Source organism: Gordonia sp. ALPHA1B1 (genome assembly GCF_005502615.1).
Lineage (GTDB): Bacteria > Actinomycetota > Actinomycetes > Mycobacteriales > Mycobacteriaceae > Gordonia > Gordonia hongkongensis.
In genome coordinates this window covers 133,152-158,656 of record NZ_SCOC01000012.1, presented here as the reverse complement: position 1 = coordinate 158,656, position 25,505 = coordinate 133,152, and the positions used below count along the sequence as shown (strand labels likewise).

Genomic DNA, 25,505 nt, shown 5'->3' with positions numbered 1-25,505 from the left:
GCTGACACAGGTCAGCGAATACCACACGCCCACAACACAATCAGGCGATCACGCGCCCCAACCCCACCCCACCTGAACTCCTTCCACGGATCCAGGCTGAGGTGCGAGGAGCGTTAGCGACGAGCCACGAAGGGCGCCGACTCCTCCGCCTCGGCCGGCGGCACTGCCTGCGAACCGCTTCCGCTGCCCCGCAACAAGAACGCCGCCGCGACGCCCGCGACCGCCGTGACGGCGACCGCGGCCCAGACCGCGTCGTGCAACCCGACCATGAAGGCGTCCTGCACCGCGATCCGGACCGCATCACCGATCGCGCCCGGCGCCTGGTCGGCCACCCCGACCCCGGCCATCACCGATTGCTTCGCCGCGTCGACCGCCTCGGCCGGCAACCCGCTGCCCGACAGCCGGTCCCCGACCCCGGCGACATACGCCGATGTCAGGATCGACCCGAGGACCGCGACACCGAGCGTCCCGCCGATCTCGCGTGTCGTGTCGTTGACCGCACTGCCCGCGCCGGCCTGTTCCGGACGCAGCGCGTCCATGATGAGCTGGGTGCACGGACCGGAGATGAAGGCGAGACCCGCCGCCATCAGCGACATCGCCCAGATGATGAGTTCCCAATACCCGGAGTCCCGCGCGGAGAGCTCGACGAGCGCGAACCCGCCGGACATCAGGAAGGCACCGGTCACCGAGACCACCCGAGGCCCGAAACGGTGCGACAGTGCCATCGCAACCGGCGACAGCGCCGCCATCACGATCGCGAACGGAAGGGTACGGACACCGGCCGCCAGCGGACCGTATCCCTTCACCGCCTGGAAGAACTGCGTGATCAGGAAGATGAAGCCGAAGAGCGCGAAGAACGCCACGCTGATCATCCCGGCCGCGGTCGCAAAGCGCCGGTTGGCGAAGAGCCGGACGTCGAGGATGGGGTGCGCGATCCGCAGCTGTGTGGCCACGAACACCGCCAGGATGGCCACTGCGACAACGACACCCACTACAGTGCGCGCCGTGGCCCAACCGACGTGGGGCGCCTCGATCAGGGTGAAGGTCAGCAGGCCCAGGCCGGCGATCGAGAGCACGACCCCGAGCGCGTCGAACCGGGGCACCGACACCGGTCGCGTGCCGGGTACGACCGCCAGGATCATCGCGAGGGCCACCACACCGAACGGGACGTTCACCCAGAACACCGATGTCCACGAGAAGTGTTCGAGGAGCCAGCCGCCGAGAACCGGTCCGATGGCCACCGCCACGCCGGAGACCGCTGCCCAGATCCCGACAGCCATCGCGCGTTCCCGGGCATCGACGAAGATGGTCGTGATGATCGCGAGCGTGGCGGGGAAGACCAGCGCCGCGAAGACCCCGAGCCCCGCGCGACCGGCGATGAGCTGCCCGAGGTTCTGGGATGACGCCGCCAGCACCGACACCAGCATGAAACCTCCGATGCCGGTGAGGAGCACGCGACGGTGCCCGAACCGGTCACCGAGGTAGCCGCCGGTCAACAGCAGGCCGGCGAAGACGAGCGTGTAGGCGTCGACGATCCATTGCAGGCCCGAGATCCCGGCGCCGAGGTCGCGGGCGAGCGTCGGGAGGGCCACGTTGACGATCGTGTTGTCGATCATCACGAGTAGTTCGGCGAAGCTGAGGGCGCCCAGCGCCCACCAGCGAGCATGCGTGCGTTCGGTTGGCATCGATCTTCTCCTGGTCGGGTGGCGCAAGCGATTTCTGCGATCCGTTAGGACAACGTTCCAGAGTTGTAGAACAGTGTTCTATTCAAGAAGAACACCGTTCCAGTAGGTTGTCAACATGTCTCCCGCGAAGCCGCGCACGCGTACAGCAGGCGCCGACGTCCGATCCGCGCTACTCCGGGCAGGTCGCACGATCCTCGAGCGCGATGGCACGGCCGGTCTGACGGTTCGGGCCGTGGCCGGTGAGGCGAAGGTCGCCCCGATGGGCGTCTACAACCACTTCGACGGCCGGGACGGCCTGCTGGACGCCCTGGTCACCGACGGGTACGCGGAGTTCGGACGGGCGATTGCGACGAGGGAAGACGATCCGGCGACTCGTCTGCGCAACGCCGGTGTGGCGTACCGGAAGTTCGCACTCGCCAATCCGGTGCTCTACGGGCTGATGTTCTCAGCGCAGTGCACGCCCGAGATCGACGTGGCCGCAAACGCATTCGAGGTCCTCGTCGACACCATCCGGTACGGCCAGGTGGCCGGGGTCATCTTGTCCGCCGACCCCGTCGAACAAGCCATGCAGACCTGGTCCGCCGTTCACGGCGCCGTGAGTCTCGAACTCGCCCATGCCTATCACCCCGACGTCGATGCATCGGCGAACTACGAGAACGTCCTCGACTTCGTGGCCCGCGCACTGGCGCCCCGGCCCGGCGACTGAGACCCGGCTCGGACACGGTCATCGGGTTCTTGCGTCAGGGCAGGACGATCGGCGGCAGACCGGGAAGCGGGATCGTCACGCCACCTGGCGGACGCGGAGTCCGCGGCCGGGGACGAGGCCGGGGCGCGGGCTCCTCCGCGGAGGGCGTCGTCGTCTCCGGCGGAGGAGGAGTCGTGTACCGGCGCGCCGGTTGCCGGGCCTCGGCATAGATTGCGGGATCGGCGAATTCGGGTTCCGGAGTGGCGCTGGTGCGCTGGGGAAGCGGCGCGGCTACGGTCGGCGACGCCTCATCGTGTCCGACGGCCAACGCCGTGGCCACCGCGACGACGGCCACCGCGCACAGCAGCGCCACCGCGGCGAGAACGCGCTTGCCTCCGTGCCGCCGTCGCCTCGCGCCGGCCGCCTGCGGCCCTGCTACGGACACGTCGGAGTGCGGTGGAGCCCCGATGGCCGACCCTGTGTCCGCCGAATACCCGGCCATCGGATCGACGTTCACCTCCCCATCGCCGGACCGGACGGGCGGCGTGGGCGTATGCGCCGACGTCCACCGTGGCGCAAACTCGGCCGACGGCGGCGGCTCGGCAACCGGATTCGTCGGCGTGCGCTGATCGTGACCGACCGGAGAGAGCTCGGAGAACTGCTGGTCGTCCCGAAGCGGCTGGGCGCGAGGGACATCCGGGGCAGCAACATACGGAGCGAGCGCCCCGAACGCCATGGCCACCACCGGTGGCGACTGGGTGACGGACTCGAAGATGGGGGTGTCGTGCGTATCGTGCGTATGGTCGTCGCCACTCGGAGCGATCTCGGCCATCTCGGCGGGGGCCGAGAAACCGTCATCCGGCCGGGTCGGGACCGCATCCTGTTCGGCGGGCGGGGTCGCCACTTCCACGTCCGGTTCGATCACATCGCCGGACACCGCGATCGGGTGCGGTACCTCCGGTTCCGCCGCGTGTCCGCCGTGCACCGGGGGCCGAGTGATGCTTCCCGACGGAGCGACGTCGACGACCGGCACGGGTACCGCTCGCGCGATCGCGTCCCGGAGGCCGGGCCATGCGCTCACGCGATCGGTGACCACGACCGCGGGGGCGGAGGCTCCGGACACCGCCGCGCGAGCGAGGTCCTCGGCGCGTGCGGTCAGCGGGGCTCCGGCTTCGGCGACGTCGCGGCGCGCCATGCGGAACAGCCGGATGTGGTCGCGGCCCATCAGGAAGGTGCCGTCGGACTCGCGGAGCCGCTCGCGGCCGCGGGTGACGAGGTCGAGGACCTCCTCGTGCCATTCGCGCGAGGTCGGTGCCGCCACCCGCCCGACCCGAACGAGATGGTCGGCGATCACCTCATCCAGGACGGCGAGGGTGAGACCGGAATCGGAGTAGGAGTCCGCGACGGTCCCTCGAGCCGGGTCCAACCGTCCCACCGAGACGCCCGCCCGCGGATCGAGATCGAACAGCACGACCTCGGCGTTCTGCACGATCCCCCGCCCCGCGAGTTCGGCGCGCACGGCGTCGACGACGGCAGCACTGACCGTGACCTCTGCCTGCGCAGACGTCGGTGTCACGGCCGGATCGGCCACCGTGTCGGTCATCTGGTTGATTCCTGCACCTCACGTGCACCTCGCCTCATGTCCCCCACGGCGAGACGGTGCCCCCTGGACAATCGCGAGCTCAACCTAGCACGACTCAGCGGACGGTGGCCCCCGGCGCATATCCGTTCACCTGCTCGGACGGGTGGTTTCGCGGCGCCGGGCGGGTGGGAGCGGGGCCGCCCAGGGCGCGGTAGTCCCAACCCGCGTCGCGCCACATCTGCGGGTCCAGGCAGCGCCGGCCGTCGACGATGCGCTTGGCGCGGACGACGCCCTCGAGTTCTTCGGGCGCCATGTGCACGAACTCGGCCCACTCGGTGGCGATGACGACGACGTCGGCCCGGTCGCACGCGTCGCGCGCCGAGGTGGCGTAGCCGAGGCTCGGGTGGACGCGTCGTGAGTTGTCCATCGCCTTCGGGTCGAAGACGGTCACCGACGCCCCTTCGAGCGCCAGCCTGCTGGCCACCGTCAGCGCGGGTGAGTCACGGACGTCGTCGCTCTCCGGTTTGAAGGCGGCGCCCAGGACGGCGACGTTGCGCCCGAGGACCTCGCCGCCGAGGGCCTCGAAGACCAGTTCCACCGCCGCACCCCGGCGACGCATGTTGATGGCGTCGACCTCCCGCAGGAAGCCGACGGCCCGCGGGGCGCCCATGTCGTCGGCGCGCGCGGTCAGGGCGCGGATGTCCTTGGGCAGGCAACCGCCGCCGAAACCGAGACCGGCGTTGAGGAATCGGCGTCCGATCCGCGGGTCGTGCCCGATCGCGTCGGCGAGGGTGTTGATGTCGGCGCCGGCGATCTCGCACAGTTCGCTGATCGCGTTGATGAACGAGATCTTGGTGGCCAGAAAGGCGTTCGCCGAGACCTTCACGAGTTCGGCGGTGGCCCAGTCGGTCTCGATCAGCGGCACGCCGGTCTCGAGGATCTCGCGGTAGATCTCGCGGGTGACCTCCCCGGCCGACGACCCGGCCTCGGGGTCGTCGGCGGCCGTGTTGAGACCGCTCGGGTCGAGCGAACCGGTACCGAGGACGAGCCGATCCGGCCGGAGCGTGTCCTCGACGGCGAATCCCTCGCGCAGGAACTCCGGACTCCACGACAGTTCGACATCCGCCCCGGCGTGCGACAGTACCGAGATCCGTTGTGCGAGTTCGGCGCAGGTGCCGACCGGTACGGTCGACTTGCCGATGATGAGGTGGGCGCCCCGCAGCGTCGGCACGAGCGCGTCGATCGCCGAGTACACGTGCGAGAGGTCGGCCCGGTGCCCGCGGGGTTCCTGCGGGGTCCCGACGCCGAGGAAGTGCACCGAGGCGTGATCGGCGGCCGCGAGGTGGTCGGTCGTGAAGCGGAGTCGTCCGGCGTCGATGTTGCGGCGCAGGATGTCGGCGAGCCCCGGCTCGAAGAACGGGACCTCGCCGGCCTGCAGGCGTTCGATCTTGTACGGATCGACGTCGATGCCGACGACCTCGTGCCCGAGTTCGGCCATGCAGGCCGCGTGAGTGGCACCGAGGTAGCCGCATCCGATCACCGTGAGCTTCATGAGGGCAACGGTTACCCAGGCGGAACCACCGGTAACCATCCTCGTCGTGGCGGGTTGTCATCGGCTGGGTGAACTTCCGGAGCCGCGCCCACCCGGTCCGCCCACCCGCCGGTTGAGCCGAGTGCTCCCGCTGGTTGAGCGGAGTCGAAACCTCAGTCGTGCTTCTGGAAGTTCAGGTACGCCTTTGACGGGGTGGGGCCACGTTGTCCCTGGTACTTCGATCCGACCGACGCGCTGCCGTACGGCTCCTCAGCCGGGCTGCTGAGGCGGATGAGGCACAGCTGCCCGATCTTCATGCCGGGCCAGAGGGTGATCGGAAGGTTCGCGACGTTCGACAGCTCGAGGGTGATGTGGCCGGAGAAGCCGGGGTCGATGAAGCCCGCCGTCGAATGCGTGAGGAGGCCGAGCCGACCGAGTGACGACTTGCCTTCGAGCCGGCCGGCGAGGTCGTCGGGCAGCGAGCACACCTCGAGGGTGGACCCCAGCACGAACTCGCCCGGGTGCAGCACAAAGGGCTCGCCGTCGGCGGGTTCGACCAGCGAGGTGAGTTCGTCTTGGCGTTGTGCGGGGTCGATGTGGGTGTAGCGGGTGTTGTTGAACACCCGGAACAGGCCGTCGAGCCGGACGTCGACGCTGGAGGGCTGGACGAGGGCGGGATCGAACGGATCGATGGCGAGGCGCCCGTCAGCGATCTCGGCGCGGATGTCGCGGTCGGAGAGCAGCACGGTGTCGAGGTTATCGAATGGTCAGGGAGGATCTGCGCCGGTGTCGGTTGGCGCCGACCCTCCGCTCTCCGGTGCCGCTGTACTGCGCCGCCGCCGGACATCAGCGCGCATCCGGTCGAAGATGGCGTCGGTGCGATGGGCGTGGTTGATCCGCGGCGTCGACGACGGGTGCGCGCGGGGCGGGTGCCAGACGGCGCGGCCGGCGTCGACCCCTTCGGTGGCGATGGTGGTGGCCCACTGATCCACCCCGGTGCCGACCACTCGGTTATGTGGTGGGCAGGCGGTCGCGAGGGTGTCGAGGTCGGTGGATCCGTGGTGGGCGTCCCACTCGACGACGTGGTGGATCTCGCAGTCGAACGACGGCCGCGTGCATCCCGGGAAGGTGCAGCCGCCGTCGCGGGCGACCGCGGCGATTCGTTGTGCGCGCGAGGCCAATCGCCTGGACCGCCCGAGGTAGAGCACCTCACTGGAGTGGTCCCGGAACACCGCGAGATGGTGCTGCGCGTCCGCGGCGAGATCGATGGCGTCCTTGATGGGCAGGAGGGTTCCCGTCGCGGTCCGTGCCGGGTCGCCGGCCGCGTCGCGCAGCGCCGATTCGGTGATGGAGACGACGAGGTGTGGCGGCAGCCCGTGGTGCGAACCCCCGAGCGCGCCGGCGTCGAGCACGAAGCGCAGCATGGCGCGCAACGCGTCGTGGTTCCGCTTCTCGGTCGTGCGCTCGTCGCGTCCGGCAGCGGCGGCCAGCGCGTCGGGGTCCGCGGCGGCGGGGTTCCCGGTGGGCGACTCGGGATCGGCGGGATTGTTCATCCCGGGAGCGGCCCACACCGACAAGACGACGTCGAACATGGCGCGCGTCACGGGGTCAAGCGTTGCGGTCAGCCGGGACATCAGTTGGGCGTCTTGCGGCCCGAGTTTGAGGCCGCGGTTGCGGGCGCGGTCGCGATCGTCTGTGATGGTTCCGTCGGGGTCGAGGTGGGCCAGGATGCGGGCGCCGAGATCACGGAGTGACGACGGGTCGTACTCGCGTGCGTAGTGCGCGAGCGTTGCCTCGGCGGCTTCCCTGTCGGCAGGGTCCACGTCGGCGGGGATCTTGCGCATCACCTCGATGACGACGTCGACGTGGCGTCCCGAGATCTCGCCGTCGGCAACACCTTTGGCGGTCTCGGGGAAGCGCGGTTCGAGCGGCACCCCCTGCATGTCCGGAAACCTGCCCAAGGCCCAGACCCGGTTCATCAGGCGGGTCGCCTCGCCGCGCCGGTGCAGACCATGGCAGAGGAAGTTGGAGACGGTCTGGCACCCCATCTTCCGGTACGCCGACCGCTCGTCGATGTCGACGATGTGATCGGTGAACAGCGACAGCAACCGTCGTTCGGCACGCTCGTGCTCGATCGCGACCTGTAAGAGGTCAGTGTCGGAGCAATCCGTGGACTGCGTCTCGGCGATCTCGTCCATAAGTGCATGCAGGCGCTTGTACTGGTCGAGAAGAAGTGGTGGTGCTGCAGATGGCTCGGTAGAAGCCATGATTTCATCCCCCGTCATCATGGCTTTACTCGAAACTACGTTCGAGACTACCGGCCGGTCGTCCAGCGCGCAACCCCGTCCCGCGAATTATTCTGCGTCGCAACCGAATCGCGTCGGCCCGCCGATACCCGGTCTCGCCCAGATGTCGCGGTTCGTTGCGCCTCACGCCACGATCTGCGACATCTGCGAGTGCTGACGACCGGACCGGCCACGGGTTTGCTAGGCTGTCGTTCGCGAGTCCGGCACTCGCACGCCGATGTAGTTCAATGGCAGAACATCAGCTTCCCAAGCTGAATACGCGGGTTCGATTCCCGTCATCGGCTCCACCATCACGGGGTCCGCAAGGCACTCCCCTGGTCCACTGACGGACTAGCCGAAGAGAGCCACAGCGGTGCCGGAGATCAGTGGCACGCTGAGCAGGAAGACGACGACTCCGTTGATCCATCGGTGGTCACGCAGAACCGCCAAGAACTCACGGACCTGGGCGTTGGGGACGAAGTATCGCGCGGTGTGGGCGCCGGTCGAGAATCCGTCGATCCCGGCAGACCGCATGAGCATCGCTCCGCGGAAGGCGTGATAGCCGCTCGTCACCACCGCGACCGGTTCGGTCACTCCACGCTCGTCGAGCACACGCCTCGAGTACCGGAGGTTCTCCGCGGTGTCGGTGGATCGGTCCTCGAGTGCGATGGCATCACGATCGACGCCCTTCGAGACGAGGTACTCGGCCATCGCCGCGGCCTCCGACAGCCGCTCGTCGCCACCTCTGCCTCCGGAGCAGATGATCAGCGGGTCCAGGCCGGAAGGCCGGGCCAGATCATAGATCTCGCGACCGCGGTCGAGTCGTGACGCCAGCAGCGGACCGACGCGGGACCCGTCGAGCAGACCGGCACCCAGGACGATGATCGCGCCGACCTTCGCCCGTCGCGCCCGCCACCTGCTCCACCGGCCGTACAGCCACGACCAGAGAAGCAGCGAGGCGAACACGAACCCCAGGTAGCCGGCCGGCATCCCCACCGCCAGAAGGAAGTTGAGCAGCGCGTTGCTCGTCGACACGTCGAACCATCCGACGATGATCCCGAGCAGGACAGCGAGCGCGTAACCGGACAGGAGTGCACCCAGGAGCGCCGACAGCAGGTTCGATGGACGGCGCCCCTCTCGGCGCAGAAGCGTCACGCCGTTGGCGATCAACGACACCCCGAGAATGAGGATGGCAAGCAGCGCAACGAGTCCGAGGGCCACGATGACGACCGCCGGCGCGAGAACCAAGCCGTCGTCGTCGACGCCACTGTCCACGGCCGCGATCACCGCGGCGAGCATCACGCCCGACAAGCCCGCGGTCAGCAGGATGCCGGGGCTCAGACGACGTGGGTCCTGCCATGCGAGCACCGCGCTCGCGATGAGCAGCACTGCAGCAACTATCAGTACCCCCATCACGAGCACGATGGTGTCACAGGTGTCGCGCAGGTCGGCAAATGAGGAATGCGCCCGGCGGCTCTAACTCGATCTCGGCGCACACGAAACGTTTCTCCGTACCCATTCTCGGACGCGATCGAAACCGCGCCGCCGGCGTGCAATCATCGAACGAGTTGGGCCGATGCCACAGTCGGTCCTCGTCATCTCAGGACGCACACATGCATCTGCCCGCGATGAGAACTCCGATTCTGGTGCTGAGCATCGGCCTGCTCCTGAGTTGGCTGCTGCCGCCGCCCGCTCATGCGGCGCCCAACCGGGTCGATGCCACTCCGGCTGGGCTGACGCTCGATGGACGCCAGTGGTGGCCATCCGGATTCGACGCCTACCAGCTGGCCACCGATTGGTCGGTGAATGCCGGTTGCGGAGCGATGGTTGATCTCGACGACTATTTCGCCGGCTTACCTCCGCATTCGCTCACCCGCTTCAATCTGTTCGCTCAACTGGCCGTGAACAAGTACACCCAGCAATTGGATTTCGGGCCGATGGATGCCGTCTTCGACGCCGCCGCGCGGCACGGTCAGATGGTTTTGCCTGTCCTCGCGGCCGCCGACGGCGCCTGCGAGAGTGGTGTGTTCAAGGAACGAGACTGGTACCGATCCGGCTGGCGAACCGTCGCCGGCGCGGGTGGACTCACGTTCGAGCAGTGGGTCAGGACGGCAGTGGGACGCTGGAAGAGCAGGTCGGCCCTGGCGGGATGGGAATTGGTGGGTGAACCCGAACCGTCAATCTGTGGCGATCAATCGTGTGGATGGCAGCAGCGGTCGTGTCCGGTCGACGCCGCGCGCGTATTGCGGTCGTTTTTCGGCGCGGCTGGTGCGATGGTCACCCGGTTGCACGGCGGAGCGGTGATCTGGTCCGGCTTCACCGGCGGTGGCCAGTGCGGTACCGCCGGGCCCGACTATCAGTACGTCGCCGGTTCCCCGTACGTGGATGTCCTGGATTATCACGATTACGGTGCGGATGGGGTCGCGCTCCCCGGGGATCAGTGGAACGGACTGGCCGAACGTCTACGACAGGCCCGCGCAGTCGGAAAACCCCTCGCGGTGAACGAGATCGGCCAGCATGCCGGCTCGTGCGGTTCGAGGTCCGAGCGCGCCGCCGACTTCCGGATCAAGGTCGCCGGTCAGCGGGCGGCCGGGACGGCAACCGCACTGTTCTGGGCATTCGTCCCGGACCCGCGGGACGACCAGTGCACCTACGACATCGGTCCCGGCGACCCGGTGCACGCACTGGTCACCGAACTGACCAGCCTCGAATGAGGCTCAGCACTCGAGCAACAGCGCAACACCCGGCCGAGAGGCCGACCGGCCGTTAGACTCTGCCGGTGTCCAGTCCCCTGGGGATCACCCCCGACGAATCTCTGCGCAAGGGACTTCAGAGTCGTCACATCAGCATGCTCGCGCTCGGCGGCGCCATCGGCACCGGCTTGTTCGTCGCCTCGGGCGCCACCATCTCCGACGCGGGTCCGGGTGGCGCCATCCTGGCGTATCTGCTGATGGGCTGCATGGTCTTCTTCCTCATGCAGAGCCTCGGCGAGATGTCGGCGTACATCCCGTGCAGCAACCCGTTCGAGGAGTACGGCAAGCGCTTCGTGTCCAAGTCCTTCGGTTTCGCCGCGGGGTGGAACTACTGGCTCAACTGGTCGGTCACCCTGGCCGCCGAGTTGGTGGCGGCCGGACTGATCATGAAGTACTGGGCACCCGACGTGCCGTCGTGGATCTGGTCGGTCGTGTTCCTGGCGGGCCTGCTGGCGCTGAACCTGTTCGCGGTCAAGGCGTTCGGCGAGGCCGAGTTCTGGTTCGCGGCGATCAAGGTCATCGCGGTGGTCGTCTTTCTCATCGTCGGCGTGCTGCTGATTCTCGGTGTCGTCGGCGACGGTCCGTCGCCGGGGTTCAGCAATTGGACGATCGACGACGCTCCGTTCGTGGACTTCCCCATCGGAATGCTGTCGGTCTTCCTCATCGCCGGTTTCGCATTCCAGGGCACCGAGATGATCGCGGTCGCCGCCGGCGAGGCAGTCGAACCGAAGACGGCCATTCCGCGCGCCGTGCGCACCGTCTTCGTTCGCATCCTGCTGTTCTACATCGGCACCCTGACCATCATCGCGTTCCTGATCCCGTACACCGACCCCAATCTGCTGAATGCGTCCGAGGAGAACATCGCAATCGCCCCGTTCACCCTCGTGTTCTCCGAAGCGGGGATCGCGGTGGCGGCATCGATCATGAACGCCGTGATCCTGATCGCGATCCTGTCGGCGGGCAATGCGAGCCTGTTCGCGGCAACCCGCGCGTTGTACGGCCTGTCTGTTCAGGGCAACGCCCCACGTGTGTTCGCCTGGGTCACCCGATCAGGTGTGCCACTCCTCGCCGTAGCAGCGACGACGGCCATCGGCGCCCTCTGCTTTCTAGCGAGTCGGGTGGGCGACGGTCGCGCCTACGTCTGGCTGGTCACCGCCTCCTCGGTGGCCGGCTTCATCACCTGGATGGGGATCGCCTGGGCCCACTACCGGTTCCGTCGGGCGTGGCACGCGCAGGGCCTGGACCTCGGCGGACTCCCCTACAAGGCCTGGCTCTATCCGGCCGGACCGATCATCGCGTTGCTCATGTGTGTTGCCGTCATCGCCGGGCAGAATCTCCCGGCGATCCGCGACGGATCCGCGGGAAATCTCGAACTGTGGCTCACCGCCTACGGCGCCCTCTTCGTGTTCCTCGCTCTGTGGTGGGGCCACAAGGTGATCACGCGCAGCCCGACCGTCGACCTGCTCACCGCCGATCTGTCACCCACATCGGCTGCGTCGGCGCATCGCGATCCGGCTCCGGACCTCGTCGGCTGACGATCAGCCGACAAGTTCGGCGATGTGATTCAACGAGTTACGCAGATGGTCGTCGGCGAACGGCGGGAACTCGATGTACTCGCGGATGTGGGTGGGTACGGCCGACCAGTCGTAGGTCAGGGTGAGCTCGGTGGACGACTCCCCCACCGGCACCAGGTCGTACCGCCATGTCCAGCCGCCGAATTCGAGCTCCCCGGAGTCGTTGCGCTGCCCTGATTGCCACGCTATCGCCGACCGCGGTTCGATCACCTCGACCCGGTTCTCCATCAGGTAGTCACCATCCGGATGGTTGGAGTGGTACATGTTCATCCGGAAGAGCTGGCCCACCTCCCGCAGCGGCGTCGTGTCGACTGCGTCCCGAACCCAGCCGGTGCCGTCGATGGCCTGGTGTGTGCGGGGGTCGGCGAGCGCCGCGAACACCTCGTCGGGTGTGGCGGAGATCGTGCGGCTGACGGCAACGTTCTCGTGCGTCATGGTGCTGCCCTTTCGGGTCGGGTCCCCCGGATCGGGGATCGGACACAGAGGTGGACCCGAACCGGCGCCCGTACTCATCGGTGACCTTGTTTCCCACGAGTGCGTGTCATCCTCGTGAGATGGACCTGCGCCTGACTCGGGAACGTTTCGCCGCCGCCCGGTCGGTCACGCTCGCCACCGTGTCACCCTCCACCAAGCCGCACCTGGTCCCCGTCGTGTGCGCACTCGACGACGACGTCATCTACACGTGCGTGGATCACAAGCCGAAACGAACCACCGCACTCCGTCGTCTCGCCAACATCGCGGACAACCCCGCGGTGTCGCTCCTGGCTGACATGTATTCCGACAACTGGGATGAACCCTGGTGGGTGCGGGTCGACGGCCGGGCACATGTCGTCGACGCCGGTGAATCCGTCGGAAGGCACGGCATCGACACGCTGGCCGCGAAGTACCCGCAGTATCGACTCCGACGGCCCGATGGACCGGTGATCGTCGTGGAGTCTCTGACGTGGCACAGCTGGTCGGCCACCTCATAGGCACGTCGGCGGGCAGCGGTTTCGGGCAATTCCGGCACGTTCCTGGATAGGCTGGCTGCCACGCAGGCATACCGAGGAGGTTCCCGATGGTGCAGCGCAGCGGCGAACGGCCACGCGACAACCGGTCCGGATCACCGGGCTCGGCCGGCCGAGGCTCCGGATCGCCTGACCCACAGCAGGACTTCGACGAGATCGACCACCAGTCGGCGGGTGAGCGCGCCGACGAGGTGGAACCGAAGATGCGACGTCAGCAGTGGATCGGACTCCTTGCCGGCGTGGCACTCGCGGCCCTGGTGTACGTGATCCTGCCCGCCGAAGTCGGGCAGGGAGCCCGGCTCACGGCGGCGACCGCAGTTCTCATGGGCCTCTGGTGGATGACCGAGGCGATACCCATCCCCGCAACCGCGCTGCTGCCGCTAGTGATCTTCCCGGTCTTCGGCTCAGACGAAGCAGGCGAGTCGATCTCGGTGAACGACGTCGGCGCGGCCTACGGAAACAACGTCATCTTCCTGTTCATGGGCGGCTTCATCATCGCCCTCGCGATGCAGCGGTGGAATCTGCACCGCCGCATCGCCCTGGTCACGGTCTCGGCGATGGGCACCAAGCCGCCGATGGTGATCGCGGGCTTCATGATCGCCACCGGATTCCTCTCGATGTGGGTGTCCAACACCGCAACCGCCGTGATGATGATCCCGATCGGCGTGTCGGTCCTGGCGCTGGTTCTCGACCTCGGCAAGGAATCGGGCACCGACGCGCCCGGGCCGAAGGCCACCGACACCGACGAACCGGTGGACGGTGAGACCCTCACCCAGGCGGTCATCAAGAGCAACTTCGGCACAGCACTGATGCTCGGCATCGCCTACGCCGCATCCATCGGCTCGTTGGGCACGATCATCGGCACCCCGCCCAACACCCTCCTGGTCGGGTACCTCGAGGGCGAAGGCATCGACATCGGGTTCCTCGAGTGGATGATCGCCGGCGTCCCGCTCGCCGTCATCTTCCTCGCCATCGCGTGGTTCCTGCTCACGCACGTCCTGTTCAAGCCGGAGATCGACGACATCCCCGGCGGCCGGCGCATCATCCGCGATCAGCTCGACGGCCTCGGCTCGATGTCGCAGGGCGAGATCCGGGTCGCCGCGATCTTCGGCCTCACCGCACTGGCGTGGATCGCGGTCCCGCTGATCTGGGACGAGAATCCGCCAATCTCGGACACCGGCATCGCGATGACGGCGGGGATCCTGCTGTTCCTGCTGCCCAGCGGCTCCAAACCCGGTGTGCGCCTGCTCGACTGGGAGACCGCGATCAAACTGCCATGGGGCGTGCTGCTGCTGTTCGGCGGCGGCCTCGCCTTGTCCCAGCAGTTCGAGTCCAGCGGACTGACCGCCTGGATCGGCGACGTGGCCGCCGGGCTCGACACGATCCCGGTCATCGTGCTGGTGGTCATCGCGGCGACCGCGATCATCTTCCTCACCGAGATCACCAGCAACACCGCGACAGCGGCAACATTTCTCCCGGTCGCCGGAGGCGTGGCCATGGGGATGGGTCTCGACCCCCTGGTGCTCACGATCCCCGTCGCCCTCGCCGCGACCTGCGCATTCATGCTCCCGGTGGCGACCCCACCGAACGCGGTGGCCTACGCCAGCGGGTACGTCACCATCGGCCAGATGATCCGTGGCGGGCTCTGGCTCAACCTCATCGGGATCGTGCTCATCACCCTCGCCGCCTACACGGTGTTCGCCTGGTCTCTCGGCATCGCGTACTGACCCACGACTCGACCGGGCCCGGTCGAGTCGCTCGTCACCCTCCCGCCGACCACGGGAATGCACCGAACCGACGGATCCGTTGCGCGAAGGGTCAACAACGTCGTCGAACAAAGAGGTGCAGTTGTGAAGATCGGGATCATCGGAGCGGGATTCATCGGCGGGACGCTCACGCGTCGTCTGACATCGTTGGGACACGAGGTGCGGGTGGCGAACTCACGCGACCCGGAGACGCTGGCCGAACTGGCCTCCGAGACCGGCGCCACCGCGGTATGGGCCGCCGACGCCGCGAAGGACGCCGACCTGGTGATCGTCAGCATCCCGCAGAAGAACACCCCCGACCTCGCGCCGGGCATCCTCGACGCCCGCAAGCCCGACGCCCCGGTGATCGAGACGAACAACTACTACCCCCAGCAGCGCGACGGCAAGATCGAGGCGATCGAGAACGGTACTCCCGAGAGCGTCTGGGTGTCGGAACTGCTCGGCGTTCCGGTGTACAAGGTGTTCAACGGTATCTACTGGAAGCACCTGCTGAACAAGGGCGTACCCGCGGGCACAGAGGGCCGCATCGCGCTGCCGATCGCCGGCGACGATCCGGCCGGCAAGGAGATCGTGTTCCGCGTGGTCGACGAACTCGGGTTCGACCCGGTCGACGCCGGACCGCTCGCCGAGTCGTGGCGGCAACAGCCGGGAACGCCGGTGTACGGCAAGGATTTCGGCGCCGACGACACCCTCAAGGCGCTTGCCGATGCGTCGCCGGAACGCACCGCTGAGTGGCGCGCCTGACGCACTGACAGGGGCGGCACGCCACGGCGGGAATCAGCGACGCTTCGGACGTCCGGGCCCGCGTCGCGCACTCTTGCCGGGGATCTTCCCGGCCGCCTCGCGTGCCGCCCTCTTCGCCGCCGCCTTCTCCTTCGCCGACCGTTTGGGCGCCTCGTCGGTCCGCCCCCGCGACGACGTCGCCTTGCGGCCGCGCACGATGCCGATGAACTCATCGGCCAATTGAGTTGTGGGAGCAGGCCAGAGGAGTCCGACGGACCCGGTCGGGGCGTCGGTGACCGGCCGATACACCAGGTCCTTGCGGTGATGCAGGCGCGCCAGCGACTGCGGCACGAGCAGTACGCCGACGCCGGCCGCGACGAGTTCGACTGCGTCACCGGTGGTCTCGGGCCGATGATCCACCGCCGCACCCGGGCGTTCGGATACTGTCAACGGTTCGTCCAGCGGCCACAGCAACTGCTCGTCGGTCAGATCGGCCAGGGTCATCTCGTCGCCGGCGGTCAGGGCGTGGTCCTTCGGCACGACGACGACCGTCGTCTCCTCGTACAGGTCGATCGTGTGATGTTCCCGCGCATCGCCGGACCGCAGGGCATCGGGCAATCTGGTGATCGCCATGTCGACGCGCCGCTCCCCGACCGCCTCGGCACAGACCGCGACGTCGAGGGCGATGAGTTCCAGCGAGACGTCGGGACGCCGCTCGGCCCAGATCCTGACCCACTTGCTCGGCGTGACCCCCGGAACGTATGCCAGCCGGAAGACAGGGGCCTCGCCCGCTGCGTGAACGTCGGGTGTGGTCACGCCCAAAGGCTACCGCCCGATACCCTCGTCGAATGAGCTCGCAGTCGATGAAGCCGGCCACCGCCGCCAAAAAGCTGGACGTGTACCTGCCGGCCACTCCTGCGGAGTTCCAGCAGGGCCCGATCACCCGGGCCGAACTCGCCGCCCTCCAGACCGACCCGCCGGAATGGCTCCGCACGCTTCGCGCCGACGGCCCGCACCCGAAGAATCTGGTCGCGGCGAAACTCGGCATCTCGAACTCGGGCCTGGTTCGCGGCGGCATCACCGAGGCACTCACGACGGCGCAGATCGACGACCTCCTCGCCGAGATGCCGGATTGGCTGGCCGCCGAACGCGCCACCCAGATCGAGGTCCGTCGCGAGGAGCGGCGCGTCAGGTCGCTGCACGCCGACCGACGACGCGCCCGCGAAGAGGGTGACACGGACCCGGAGAGTTAGTCCTCCGACCGGTCCGCAGCCGCACAACAGTATCCACCCGACAGCGACTATCGCTTCACTGCAACGTCTCTCGGATCTCGACCGCCAGCCCTGTCAAATGCTCCCGGAGCACGCGCTGCGCGCGGGCCGGCGAATCCGTGTCGGCGAGGAGCAGGTGCATCGCCAGACCGTCGACGAGGGCGTGTACCGCGACCGCATGAGAGTCGAGATCGCGGCCGGCGCCGATCAGCCCGTGCTCGTCGAGGACGCCCAGCACCGTCCGACAGAGCGAACGCAAACCGTCGTGGGCCTCACGCGCAGCATCTGCGAGACCGGGATGTGCCACCGACTCGGTCACCATCGCGAGGTTGACGTGCATCTCGACGCGCCGCTCGTCGTCCAGCGGTAGGACCTCGGACAACACGGCCTCGGCCCAGCGCAGCGGGTTGCGAATTCGGTCGTGCCGACGGATGCGAACCGCCACCCGCTCGTAGATCAGCCGCATCGAGAACTCGAGCAGCTCCTCCTTGTCCGCGAAGACGTGGCGGAGCGAGCCGACCGAGATGTTCGCTTCCGCCGCCACCTCGCGGACCGATACTCCGGATGCGCCTTCGCGCAACACGATTCGCCACAGGGCCTCGGCTATCTCGGCGCGTCGCCCGTCCCGGTCGATCAACTTGGGCATTGACTCATGGTAGTACACCCGTGCTACGTTGGCGCCGGTTTTGATAGCACGGTTGTGTCAGCAAAGAACGGAGAACCGATGGCGACCCGACACGCGGCGCTGGACGTCCTGCGCGGCATCGCGATTCTGGGCACCCTCGCCACCAACATCTGGATCTTCACCAACGCGGAGGGGCTGATCGGCTACATCCAGGGCGCCTATCGGGCCACCGGCTCCTGGGCGGTGGCCGAGGACGTCCTGCAGCAGCTCGCCCAGGGCAAATTCCTCGGTCTGCTCACGATCATGTTCGGAATCGGGCTGGCCATCCAGCAGCGGTCGGCTGTTCGACGAGGCCGGACCTGGCCGGGACGGTACTACTGGCGAGCCGCGCTGCTGTTCGTCGACGGCGTGATCAACTACTTCCTCTTCACCGAGTTCGACGTCCTCATGGGTTACGCGGTCACCGGACTCATCGTCGCCTACCTGCTGTCGATGCGGCTGCGGCGCCAGTACGTCGCGATCGCGATCGCTGCGTCGACGCATCTGGCGCTGCTGGGCCTGGTGAGCTGGGCCCTTCTCGCCGCGCCCGCTACATCGGGTCCGGGTGCCGCGCTGTCCCCGAACCCCTACGCGAGTGGCAGTTTCGTCGACCTCGTCGCTTTTCGCGCCGAGAACTTCCTGATGTTCCGTGCCGAGGTCCTCTTCATCCTGCCGATGTCGATCGCGCTCTTCCTCATCGGCGCGGCCCTGCTGCGCGCCGGCGTCCTGGAACCGCGCGGCGCCCGGCTTCGGCGACGCCTGATGGCCGTCGGGCTGGGGATCGCCCTACCTCTCGACTTTGCCGTCGGACTGGCCGGTGGCGATGCCGGACTCGTCGTGGGGCGGTACGGGTTGGCGCCGGTCGTCGCACTGGGGTTGCTCGCATGGGTCGCCGGGTACTACGCCGACGGCCGCACTCCCGGGCGGTGCGGCCGCGCGCTGACACCGGTCGGTCGAATGGCGTTGTCCTGCTATGTGTTACAGAACGCGATCGCGGGTGCCGCCTGTTACGGCTGGGGCCTGGGGCTCGCGCACCATCTCGACGGCTCGACGCTGGTCCCCGCCACGGTGTCGCTGTACCTCGGCATCGCCGTGGTGCTCATGCTGTTCTCCCGCTTCTGGCTCAGCCGATTCGAGCGGGGCCCTCTCGAATGGCTGTGGCACCGAAGCTACGACCGCATCACCGCTTCCGCCGACCGGCGAATGTCACCCGAACGAGTGGACAACCCGCGGTGACGGCTGTTCGACCGCAGGTCAGCGAGCTGACCGGGATGGGTTAGCCATCCCTGCCGCGGGGTACCCGACGCGCACCATCATCCGACCGAGGAGTGAGTCGTGGACACCGCCATCTGGATCATCATCGCCGTCGTCGTCGTGATCGTCATTCTTGCGCTCGTGTTGCTGCTGCTTCGTCAGCGAAAGGCACGCCGACGGGTTCAAGCCGAGGAGATCAGGCAGAACGCCACGCAACAGGTCTCGACCGTCCGCCACCGCGAGGCCGTCGCCGAGGAGGCCGATGCCCGGGCACGGAAAGCGCAGGCCGAAGCCGATGCGAAGGCCGCAGAGGCCAAGCGGCTGCAGGAACAGGCACGCCACCACCAGGGACACGCGGCCGAGTCGCGGCACGAGGTCGAGAGCGAGTTCGCCCGTGCGGACCGTCTCGACCCCGATGTCCGACGGAACGCGGATGGACGGGACACCGAGGGACGGGGCGCCGACGGGCGTGGTGCGGACGGGCGGAACGACCCGAACATCGCAGGCCGGCACGCCGGTCAGCCATCGAACAACCCGATCGATCCGCGTCACCGCCCGGACGCCGATCCCCGCGGACACCAGACGCCGCCGAACGCCCGCTGACGAGACCCTCTCGCAAGCGATGCCGGCCACACCGCCGGCGCGGTGTGACGGAGCCCGCTCCGAAAAGTGGTACTCAGTCCCGAGTGTTAGTGGGTACCATTTCTCTCGTCATCTGCGCCGGGACCTTCGGGGCCGGTCTTCCGCAGCACCAGAGGGGTCCACGCATGGCGTCGTTTCTGTTCAAGCTCGGAAGCTTCTGCTTTCGCCACAAATGGTCGGTGATCGCGGCCTGGCTGGCTGCGCTCATCGCGGTCGCCGGACTGGTCGGCGCACTCCAGCCCAAGTTCGCGCAGGACTTCAGCCTTCCCGGCACCGACTCGGGGGTTGCCACCGAACAGGTCGAGCAGTACTTCCCACAGGTCATGGCCCAGCAGGAACAGGCGTCCACGAGCATCCTCGTCGCTGCCGAGGACGGGCTGCAGAACCACACCGCGCAGCTGAACGAGCTCGCCGCGGCCCTCCGCGGACTCCCCGACGTGATCGAGCCGCAGACCGTCGTCAACCCGCTGACGGTTGCGGCCGCTGATCCAGCACTCGCTGCGCAGGTCGTCGGCGACAACGGTCGGGTCGGCCTCATCCAGGTGCGCCAGGACATCCCGATCCTCGACCTCACCGTCGAGAACAAGGAAGAACTCGTCTCGATCCTGGACGAGTTCTCCGTCGACGGCCTGCAGGTGGAGGCAACCGGGTCGCTGATGCAGGTGATGGAAGCCGGCGGCACGGCCGAACTGCTCGGTTTCGCCGTCGCCTTCGTCGTGATGATCGTGGCGTTCGGAGCCCTCATCGCCGCCTTCATTCCTCTCGTCACCGCGATCGTCAGTGTCGGCATCACCATCCTGCTGCTCACGCTGTCGGCCGAGGCTCTGTCGATCAACGAGTCCGCCACCGCCATCGTCACGATGCTCGGCATCGCCGTCTCCATCGACTACGCGCTGTTCATCGTGTCCCGGTACCGTGCGGAACTCCTCCGCGGCGGCGCGCCATCAGACGCCATCGGCCGAGCCGTCGGCACAGCCGGGTCGGCGGTGGTTTTCGCCGGCCTCACCGTGATCGTCGCCGTGGTGGCCCTCATGGTGATCGGCATCCCGATCATCACTCAGATGGGCGCGGGTGCCGGCGTCGCCGTGTTCATCGCGGTGCTGGCTGCTCTGACCCTCATCCCAGCCATCCTCGGTGCGTTCGGGCGGTTCGCCTTCCTACCTCGAATCCCCTGGATCAAGCACGCCGTGGAATCCGAGGACGACACTCTGGGTGTCAAAGTCGGGCGCACCGTCGTCAAATGGCCCATCCCGTTCATCGTGATCGGCCTGCTGGCGCTTGCGGCCGCGGCCATCCCGGCCACCAAGCTGGAACTCGGTCTGTCGCTGTCCAGCGAAGCCGAAGCACCCGCGCAGGAACTGCTGAGCCGCGGTTTCGGTGAGGGCATCAACGGCCCACTGCTCGTCGTCGTGCACGACGAGGACGGCGCGATCAACGCCCCGGCCGAGGAGACCGTACGGCACATCGCAACCCTGAGTGATGTCGCCAACCCCGAGGGGCTCACCTGGACGGGCAACCGAGCAGGCGACACCGCGCTGATCATGGTCACCCCGGAGAGCGCGCCGTCGTCAGCCGCCACACACGACCTCATGGAGCAGATCCGCGCCTTCGCACCAACGGTCGAGAACCGTGGCGCCGAACTCCACGTCGGCGGTCAGACAGCCATCATGTCCGATCTCTCCCAGAAACTCGACGATGCACTCATCCCCTACCTGGTCGTGGTCGTCGGTCTCGCATTCCTGATCATGATCGGCGTCTTCCGGTCGCTCTGGGTCCCGCTCATCGGCACCCTCGGATTCGTCTTCTCGGTCCTGGCGACCTTCGGCGTCACCGTGGCGATCTTCCAGGAGGGCTGGCTGGGATTGATCACCCACACGCAGCCGATCATCTCCTTCCTGCCGATCTTCCTCATCGGCGTGGTGTTCGGGCTCGCGATGGACTACCAGGTGTTCCTGGTGACCCGAATGCGTGAGGAGTTCATGCACGGCTTGTCGGCCAAGGAGGCGATCGTCGCCGGTTACCGGCACGGAGCCCGGGTGGTCACGTCGGCGGCGATCATCATGATCAGCGTCTTCGCGGCGTTCATGCTCTCCCCGGAGACGACCGCCAAGATGATGGGTTTCGCGCTGGCCGCGGCAGTGTTCTTCGACGCCTTCGTGATCCGCATGCTGGTCGTACCCGCGGCGATCGCGTTGCTCGGCGACCGGGCCTGGGGCCTCCCGCGCTGGCTCGACCGCTTCGTGATCAACTTCGACATCGAGGGCGAAGCAGTCCGCCATCGTGGGCTCGAGGAACCGGACGACACCAGGTCCCCGGTCCCGGCGAGCTGAGAAGCCGCACAATCCTTCTGACAAGAAGTGAGCACACATGGGCAACTGCCTGACTGTGCACGCCGACTCCGACGCCCCGGAACCCGCGCCGGGGCGTCGGATGGGCCTGCGTGAACAGAACAAACTGCGCACCCGCAACGCCATCCGGCAGGCGGCGATCACCCTGATCGCCGAGCAGGGGTACGCCAAGACCACCGTCGAGCAGATCGCCGAGGCCGCCGGCGTCTCACACACGACGTTCTTCCGCTACTTCCCGTCGAAGGAACAGGTGGTCGTCGGAGACGAGCACCTGCATGCCGAGGCGCACGCGATCGTCGAGTCCATGCCGCCCGGCCTCAGCCACTTCGATCTCATCCGGCGCCTGATGACCGAGCTGCACCGCCTGACGGTCGACGACCCCTGGGTCGGCAATCCGCTCCGCATGCAACTGATCCGCACCGAGCCGTTGCTGCAGAAGACCTTTCAGGTCGAGTCCGAGCGCATGATCTCGGACATGACCCAGCTCATCGCCGACTACTTACGGATCGCGCCCGACGACTTCCGGCTCAAGGTGTTCCTCGACGCGGTGGCCGGGGTGACCTTCCATCTGGCCACCGAGTTCGACGACAACCGGGAGATGCCCCAGCTCGAGACGACCCTGCGCGCGCTCGATCTGCTCGAGCAGGGGTTGCCGGTCGGATGAACAGTAGTTGTCCGGCCATTCGCCCCGCGAACATTCCCTCTAGGATTCAGAGCGTGATCTCGGACAACGCTGCCCGACCGCGACCGATGCCGGGCCTTCGACACGGCTCCTCGCTGCGCTCGTCGCCGGCTCAGGCAGCAGGGGGCACTGGCCGCTGGTCAGTGATTGCCATTGCGGTGGTCGCGGCCATCGCGGCCACCGTCTCGCTCGCGGCATCGGCCCAGGCCGCGCCGGCCAAGCCGACCCCGGCGCCGTTCCCGGTGACCGACATCGCGCGGCTCTACGCCTCGGACATCTCGTCGTATCCGGGCGGCGTGTACCTGCAACCGGTGGAGACGTTCACCGCCCTGCGCCGCGATCACCCCGAGGTGATGGCCCGCAATCTCGAGACAGCCGTCGCGATCAACCAGTCGGCGGCCGGCAACCCGGGGCTGCAGCGCCGGGCACTCGCCGACGCACACGACGATCCGCTCTGGACGATGTCCGATGCGTTCGGCGACCGGCTCGGACGGGATTTCCGGAACGCCCTCGCCGCCGATCGCCTCCCGAAGACCACGGCCCTCTTCAGCGACTACCTCGCCCGCGCCGGTGGGCTCGCGAACGCGACGCTCGTCGAGAAGTACGTGTTCGGGTACGAGCGGCCGTTCATCGTCGCACCCGAGCGGATCCGCAAGTACATGCGCGCCGGAGCCAGCGAATACGACGCGCTGGGCAGCAACCCGTCCTTCCCGTCCGGCCACACCAGCCTGTTCTTCTGGCGGGGCACCCTGTTCGCATCGATGCTCCCGGAACTCGCGCCGCAGTTCCTCGCCCGTGCCTCGGAGGGTGGATATCACCGCATCGTGCTGGGCGTGCACTACCCGCTCGACGTGATCGGTGGAGCGATCGTCGGGCAGGCCGCCGCCGCCGATCGCTGGAACGACCCGCAGTTCCGCCGGCTCCTCGCCGCGTCTGCCACCGAGATCCGCAAGGAACTCGAATGGCGTTGCGGCGCAGCCCTCTCGGTGTGCATCGCGCGTGACACGCCCTACGCCACCGACGCCGCGGCCCAGACGATCTACGCCCAGCGCATGACCTACGGATTCGGACGCGTCTCGTCGCCGACACATCCGATGGTGGTGCCCCGACAGGCCGTCGATCTGATCGCCGGGGCGTACCCGCGACTGACCGACGAGCAGCGGCGTCAGGTCCTGGAACAGACCGCGTCGCCCGCGGGATACCCGCTCGACGACCAGCGTGCCGGCCGCGCCTCCTGGCAGCGCCTGGACCTCGTCCGTGCTTACACCGCCGACGTCACGGTCGGCCGCGACGGTCGGGTGACCGTCCACTGAGGGCCGCCCTGACCTGCCGGTAACTGAATCGTTTGTCCCACTGCCCGTTGCGAACTCGTTCGTGACGGGCAGTGTCGTGCCATGTGGTCCACTGTGTGTCCAGTTTCGCCGAACAGCTTGACACCGGCGTAAGGGTATCGCTACTTTTCGAGTGGCCCACATCACATCCGACGTGGACTCACCGCCGTGACCAGGGCGGACGGTGCCGGAATCGCGGACCCAGACACAGCGCTGGGTCGATGAACTCAATCCTTCTAAGCCCCGCCGGGGCGATGTCGCCGTGCCCTCTCGCAGGGCGGTTCCGTCGTGCCCGGAGATCATCGGGAAAGGCAGTCGAAACATGCGTTGGTCGAATTCACGCAGGAGAGCCGGACGGTTGGCGGCGGTCGCCGTCGCCGCGGCGTGCATCTTCTCGGTCGTGTCGTGCAGCAGCGACGACGGCGGATCGTCGGACGGCTCCGCCGCGGATGCCAGCGGCACCAAGGCGTCGGGCGAGGCGATCAAGGTGGGGTTGTTCAACCCCACCAAGGGCCCCGCCACCCAGGGTGGCGTGACCACCGGCAAGGACGCCGCCCTGGACTACATCAACAACCAGATCGGCGGCATCGGGGGCCGGCCCGTCGAGATCGTCGACTGCGGAATCGACCAGACCGCACCGGAATCGACGGTGTCGTGCGCCAACCAGTTCGTCGAGGCCGGCGTGGTCGCCGCGATCGACGGCTACAATGCCGAATCCGCCTCCGCGGTGCCGATTCTCACCTCGGCCGGCATCCCGCTGGTCGGCCAGATCCCGTTCAACACCTCCACCGGCGCCTCGGCGGAGAACCGCGTGTACTTCGGTCCGCCTCCCGCCGCGTTCCTCGTCGGTTTCATGCAGCAGCTCAAGGCCGCGAACAAGAACTCGCTGACGCTGGCGAATGCCGATCTCCCCCAGGCACATCAGGTGTTCGACGGTTTGATGAAGCCGCTCGGCGCCCAGCTCGGCATCGACGTCAAGTCGGTCTACTACCCGCCGACCGGCCCGAACTTCACCTCGCTGGCCACCACCCTGGCCGAGGGCAACCCCGCCGCGGCCGGTCTGATGACCTCACAGAACGACAACGTGTGCACCAAGCTCGCGCAGTCGCTGCGGTCGGTGAACTACGAGGGCACCATGTTCATGGCGGCCTGCACCGACTTCATCGACACCATGGGTGCGCAAGCGGTTGGCGCACAGACATACTCACCGATCTGGCAGCCCCCGGCCATGGACTCCGCACCGGAGCCGGCCAAGGCGAATCTCGGGATCGCCCAGAAGTTCATCGACGAGCAGGGTGGCACCGGCGGTTTCTACGCCTACGGCACCTTCGCGACCCTCGCCGACTTCGCGATCACGCTCAACAACGCCAAGGTCACCGATTTCACCGGCCCGAACGTGCTCGGTGCGCTCAAGGCAGTCACCGACTACCAGTCGTTCATCGGCCCGAAGCTCAACTGCGGTAAGCCGACCACGCCGAACTGCACCACCGAGATGCTGCTGTTCGACGTCGTCGCCGAGAAGAAGACCGAACCCGCCACCGGCGGCTTCATCACCCCGCTTCCGGCTGCGCTGCAGCGCATCCCGGGCGCTTACTGACACGGGTCGCTGGTGTGGCGGGGTGGTCACCCACCCCGCCACACCCGGCTCTGCTCCCCGATCCGAACGCTCCGCATCCTCACACGCGCGTGAGATCCGTACGCGCCGAACGAATGAGTACGCCA

At 67.6% G+C, this 25,505-nt stretch carries 22 protein-coding genes and 1 tRNA gene; 14 read left to right on the top strand and 9 right to left on the bottom strand.

Annotation, left to right across the window (positions count from 1 at the left end):
• Positions 1 to 113 precede the first annotated feature (113 nt).
• Positions 114 to 1,685: a DHA2 family efflux MFS transporter permease subunit gene (locus tag FFS52_RS10855; RefSeq protein WP_137809690.1), complete on the bottom strand. Its 1,572-nt coding sequence runs from the start codon at positions 1,683 to 1,685 to the stop codon at positions 114 to 116.
• A 115-nt stretch (positions 1,686 to 1,800) separates the two neighbouring features.
• On the opposite strand from FFS52_RS10855, the gene FFS52_RS10850 reads away from it, so the two are divergent.
• Positions 1,801 to 2,391, top strand: a complete 591-nt coding sequence (locus FFS52_RS10850) for a TetR/AcrR family transcriptional regulator (RefSeq protein WP_137809689.1) — start codon at positions 1,801 to 1,803, stop codon at positions 2,389 to 2,391.
• A gap of 34 nt (positions 2,392 to 2,425) precedes the next feature.
• Here FFS52_RS10850 and FFS52_RS10845 read toward each other — a convergent pair whose 3' ends face one another.
• The 4 genes from FFS52_RS10845 to FFS52_RS10830 form a co-directional block, all read right to left on the bottom strand.
• Entirely contained in the window at positions 2,426 to 3,973 is a 1,548-nt protein-coding gene (locus FFS52_RS10845; protein ID WP_137809688.1) for a hypothetical protein, read from the bottom strand.
• Between the two features lie 94 nt (positions 3,974 to 4,067).
• Positions 4,068 to 5,504, bottom strand: coding sequence for a UDP-glucose/GDP-mannose dehydrogenase family protein (locus FFS52_RS10840; protein WP_137809687.1), 1,437 nt, complete (start codon positions 5,502 to 5,504; stop codon positions 4,068 to 4,070).
• Between the two features lie 152 nt (positions 5,505 to 5,656).
• Complete coding sequence (gene dcd / locus FFS52_RS10835) at positions 5,657 to 6,229, bottom strand: dCTP deaminase (protein WP_058249633.1); 573 nt, start codon at positions 6,227 to 6,229, stop codon at positions 5,657 to 5,659.
• A 21-nt stretch (positions 6,230 to 6,250) separates the two neighbouring features.
• The gene (locus tag FFS52_RS10830; RefSeq protein ID WP_137809686.1) at positions 6,251 to 7,750 is read right to left on the bottom strand and encodes an HNH endonuclease signature motif containing protein; all 1,500 of its coding nucleotides are present in this window, start codon (positions 7,748 to 7,750) and stop codon (positions 6,251 to 6,253) included.
• Between the two features lie 252 nt (positions 7,751 to 8,002).
• On the opposite strand from FFS52_RS10830, the gene FFS52_RS10825 reads away from it, so the two are divergent.
• Positions 8,003 to 8,076, top strand: a tRNA-Gly gene (locus FFS52_RS10825).
• A gap of 43 nt (positions 8,077 to 8,119) precedes the next feature.
• Here FFS52_RS10825 and FFS52_RS10820 read toward each other — a convergent pair.
• Positions 8,120 to 9,181, bottom strand: coding sequence for a YdcF family protein (locus FFS52_RS10820; RefSeq protein ID WP_249356207.1), 1,062 nt, complete (start codon positions 9,179 to 9,181; stop codon positions 8,120 to 8,122).
• Positions 9,182 to 9,381: 200 nt separating this feature from the next.
• Between FFS52_RS10820 and FFS52_RS10815 the strand changes: the two genes are divergently transcribed.
• Entirely contained in the window at positions 9,382 to 10,482 is a 1,101-nt protein-coding gene (locus FFS52_RS10815) for a beta-mannosidase (RefSeq protein WP_137809684.1), read from the top strand.
• 65 nt (positions 10,483 to 10,547) lie between these two features.
• Positions 10,548 to 12,056: an amino acid permease gene (locus FFS52_RS10810; RefSeq protein ID WP_137809683.1), complete on the top strand. Its 1,509-nt coding sequence runs from the start codon at positions 10,548 to 10,550 to the stop codon at positions 12,054 to 12,056.
• Positions 12,057 to 12,059: 3 nt separating this feature from the next.
• Here the strand turns inward: FFS52_RS10810 and FFS52_RS10805 are convergent, their stop codons facing one another.
• A complete protein-coding gene (locus tag FFS52_RS10805) occupies positions 12,060 to 12,530 on the bottom strand; it encodes an SRPBCC domain-containing protein (protein WP_137809682.1) in 471 nt (156 codons plus the stop codon).
• 119 nt (positions 12,531 to 12,649) lie between these two features.
• Between FFS52_RS10805 and FFS52_RS10800 the strand changes: the two genes are divergently transcribed.
• From FFS52_RS10800 to FFS52_RS10790, 3 genes are all read left to right on the top strand, one after another.
• A complete protein-coding gene (locus tag FFS52_RS10800; protein ID WP_137809681.1) occupies positions 12,650 to 13,066 on the top strand; it encodes a TIGR03668 family PPOX class F420-dependent oxidoreductase in 417 nt (138 codons plus the stop codon).
• 86 nt (positions 13,067 to 13,152) lie between these two features.
• Entirely contained in the window at positions 13,153 to 14,829 is a 1,677-nt protein-coding gene (locus FFS52_RS10795; protein WP_137809680.1) for a DASS family sodium-coupled anion symporter, read from the top strand.
• 57 nt (positions 14,830 to 14,886) lie between these two features.
• Positions 14,887 to 15,612, top strand: coding sequence for an NAD(P)-binding domain-containing protein (locus FFS52_RS10790; protein WP_277243466.1), 726 nt, complete (start codon positions 14,887 to 14,889; stop codon positions 15,610 to 15,612).
• A gap of 33 nt (positions 15,613 to 15,645) precedes the next feature.
• Here FFS52_RS10790 and FFS52_RS10785 read toward each other — a convergent pair whose 3' ends face one another.
• Positions 15,646 to 16,407, bottom strand: a complete 762-nt coding sequence (locus tag FFS52_RS10785; protein ID WP_137809678.1) for a LysR family transcriptional regulator substrate-binding protein — start codon at positions 16,405 to 16,407, stop codon at positions 15,646 to 15,648.
• A 47-nt stretch (positions 16,408 to 16,454) separates the two neighbouring features.
• On the opposite strand from FFS52_RS10785, the gene FFS52_RS10780 reads away from it, so the two are divergent.
• Positions 16,455 to 16,844 (top strand): DUF5997 family protein, encoded by a 390-nt coding sequence (locus tag FFS52_RS10780; protein ID WP_137809700.1) that lies wholly within the window; start codon positions 16,455 to 16,457, stop codon positions 16,842 to 16,844.
• A gap of 55 nt (positions 16,845 to 16,899) precedes the next feature.
• Here the strand turns inward: FFS52_RS10780 and FFS52_RS10775 are convergent, their stop codons facing one another.
• Positions 16,900 to 17,508, bottom strand: a complete 609-nt coding sequence (locus FFS52_RS10775; RefSeq protein WP_137809677.1) for a TetR family transcriptional regulator C-terminal domain-containing protein — start codon at positions 17,506 to 17,508, stop codon at positions 16,900 to 16,902.
• Between the two features lie 78 nt (positions 17,509 to 17,586).
• Here FFS52_RS10775 and FFS52_RS10770 point away from each other — a divergent pair, with 78 nt between their 5' ends.
• The 6 genes from FFS52_RS10770 (at position 17,587) to FFS52_RS10740 (ending at position 25,380) form a co-directional block, all read left to right on the top strand.
• On the top strand, positions 17,587 to 18,762 hold the full coding sequence (locus tag FFS52_RS10770) for a DUF418 domain-containing protein (protein WP_137809676.1): 1,176 nt from the start codon (positions 17,587 to 17,589) through the stop codon (positions 18,760 to 18,762).
• Positions 18,763 to 18,861: 99 nt separating this feature from the next.
• Positions 18,862 to 19,383: a hypothetical protein gene (locus FFS52_RS10765; RefSeq protein ID WP_137809675.1), complete on the top strand. Its 522-nt coding sequence runs from the start codon at positions 18,862 to 18,864 to the stop codon at positions 19,381 to 19,383.
• A gap of 164 nt (positions 19,384 to 19,547) precedes the next feature.
• Positions 19,548 to 21,752, top strand: coding sequence for an MMPL family transporter (locus tag FFS52_RS10760; protein WP_137809674.1), 2,205 nt, complete (start codon positions 19,548 to 19,550; stop codon positions 21,750 to 21,752).
• Between the two features lie 37 nt (positions 21,753 to 21,789).
• Positions 21,790 to 22,434, top strand: a complete 645-nt coding sequence (locus FFS52_RS10755; protein WP_137809673.1) for a TetR family transcriptional regulator — start codon at positions 21,790 to 21,792, stop codon at positions 22,432 to 22,434.
• Between the two features lie 170 nt (positions 22,435 to 22,604).
• Positions 22,605 to 23,765: a phosphatase PAP2 family protein gene (locus FFS52_RS10750; protein ID WP_137809699.1), complete on the top strand. Its 1,161-nt coding sequence runs from the start codon at positions 22,605 to 22,607 to the stop codon at positions 23,763 to 23,765.
• Between the two features lie 340 nt (positions 23,766 to 24,105).
• Complete coding sequence (locus FFS52_RS10740; protein WP_171011606.1) at positions 24,106 to 25,380, top strand: ABC transporter substrate-binding protein; 1,275 nt, start codon at positions 24,106 to 24,108, stop codon at positions 25,378 to 25,380.
• Positions 25,381 to 25,505: the final 125 nt, after the last annotated feature.

Bases quoted from the DNA above. Each gene is read 5' to 3' on its own strand.
- FFS52_RS10760 (WP_137809674.1), top strand. From the start codon at position 19,548: ATGGCGTCGTTTCTGTTCAAGCTCGGAAGCTTCTGCTTTCGCCACAAA.
- FFS52_RS10850 (WP_137809689.1), top strand. From the start codon at position 1,801: ATGTCTCCCGCGAAGCCGCGCACGCGTACAGCAGGCGCCGACGTCCGA.
- FFS52_RS10805 (WP_137809682.1), bottom strand. From the start codon at position 12,530: ATGACGCACGAGAACGTTGCCGTCAGCCGCACGATCTCCGCCACACCC.
- FFS52_RS10795 (WP_137809680.1), top strand. From the start codon at position 13,153: ATGGTGCAGCGCAGCGGCGAACGGCCACGCGACAACCGGTCCGGATCA.
- FFS52_RS10770 (WP_137809676.1), top strand. From the start codon at position 17,587: ATGGCGACCCGACACGCGGCGCTGGACGTCCTGCGCGGCATCGCGATT.
- FFS52_RS10755 (WP_137809673.1), top strand. From the start codon at position 21,790: ATGGGCAACTGCCTGACTGTGCACGCCGACTCCGACGCCCCGGAACCC.
- FFS52_RS10845 (WP_137809688.1), bottom strand. From the start codon at position 3,973: ATGACCGACACGGTGGCCGATCCGGCCGTGACACCGACGTCTGCGCAG.
- FFS52_RS10820 (WP_249356207.1), bottom strand. From the start codon at position 9,181: ATGGGGGTACTGATAGTTGCTGCAGTGCTGCTCATCGCGAGCGCGGTG.
- FFS52_RS10830 (WP_137809686.1), bottom strand. From the start codon at position 7,750: ATGGCTTCTACCGAGCCATCTGCAGCACCACCACTTCTTCTCGACCAG.
- FFS52_RS10815 (WP_137809684.1), top strand. From the start codon at position 9,382: ATGCATCTGCCCGCGATGAGAACTCCGATTCTGGTGCTGAGCATCGGC.
- FFS52_RS10840 (WP_137809687.1), bottom strand. From the start codon at position 5,504: ATGAAGCTCACGGTGATCGGATGCGGCTACCTCGGTGCCACTCACGCG.
- FFS52_RS10790 (WP_277243466.1), top strand. From the start codon at position 14,887: ATGCACCGAACCGACGGATCCGTTGCGCGAAGGGTCAACAACGTCGTC.
- FFS52_RS10855 (WP_137809690.1), bottom strand. From the start codon at position 1,685: ATGCCAACCGAACGCACGCATGCTCGCTGGTGGGCGCTGGGCGCCCTC.
- FFS52_RS10740 (WP_171011606.1), top strand. From the start codon at position 24,106: ATGCGTTGGTCGAATTCACGCAGGAGAGCCGGACGGTTGGCGGCGGTC.
- FFS52_RS10780 (WP_137809700.1), top strand. From the start codon at position 16,455: ATGAAGCCGGCCACCGCCGCCAAAAAGCTGGACGTGTACCTGCCGGCC.
- FFS52_RS10800 (WP_137809681.1), top strand. From the start codon at position 12,650: ATGGACCTGCGCCTGACTCGGGAACGTTTCGCCGCCGCCCGGTCGGTC.
- FFS52_RS10775 (WP_137809677.1), bottom strand. From the start codon at position 17,508: ATGCCCAAGTTGATCGACCGGGACGGGCGACGCGCCGAGATAGCCGAG.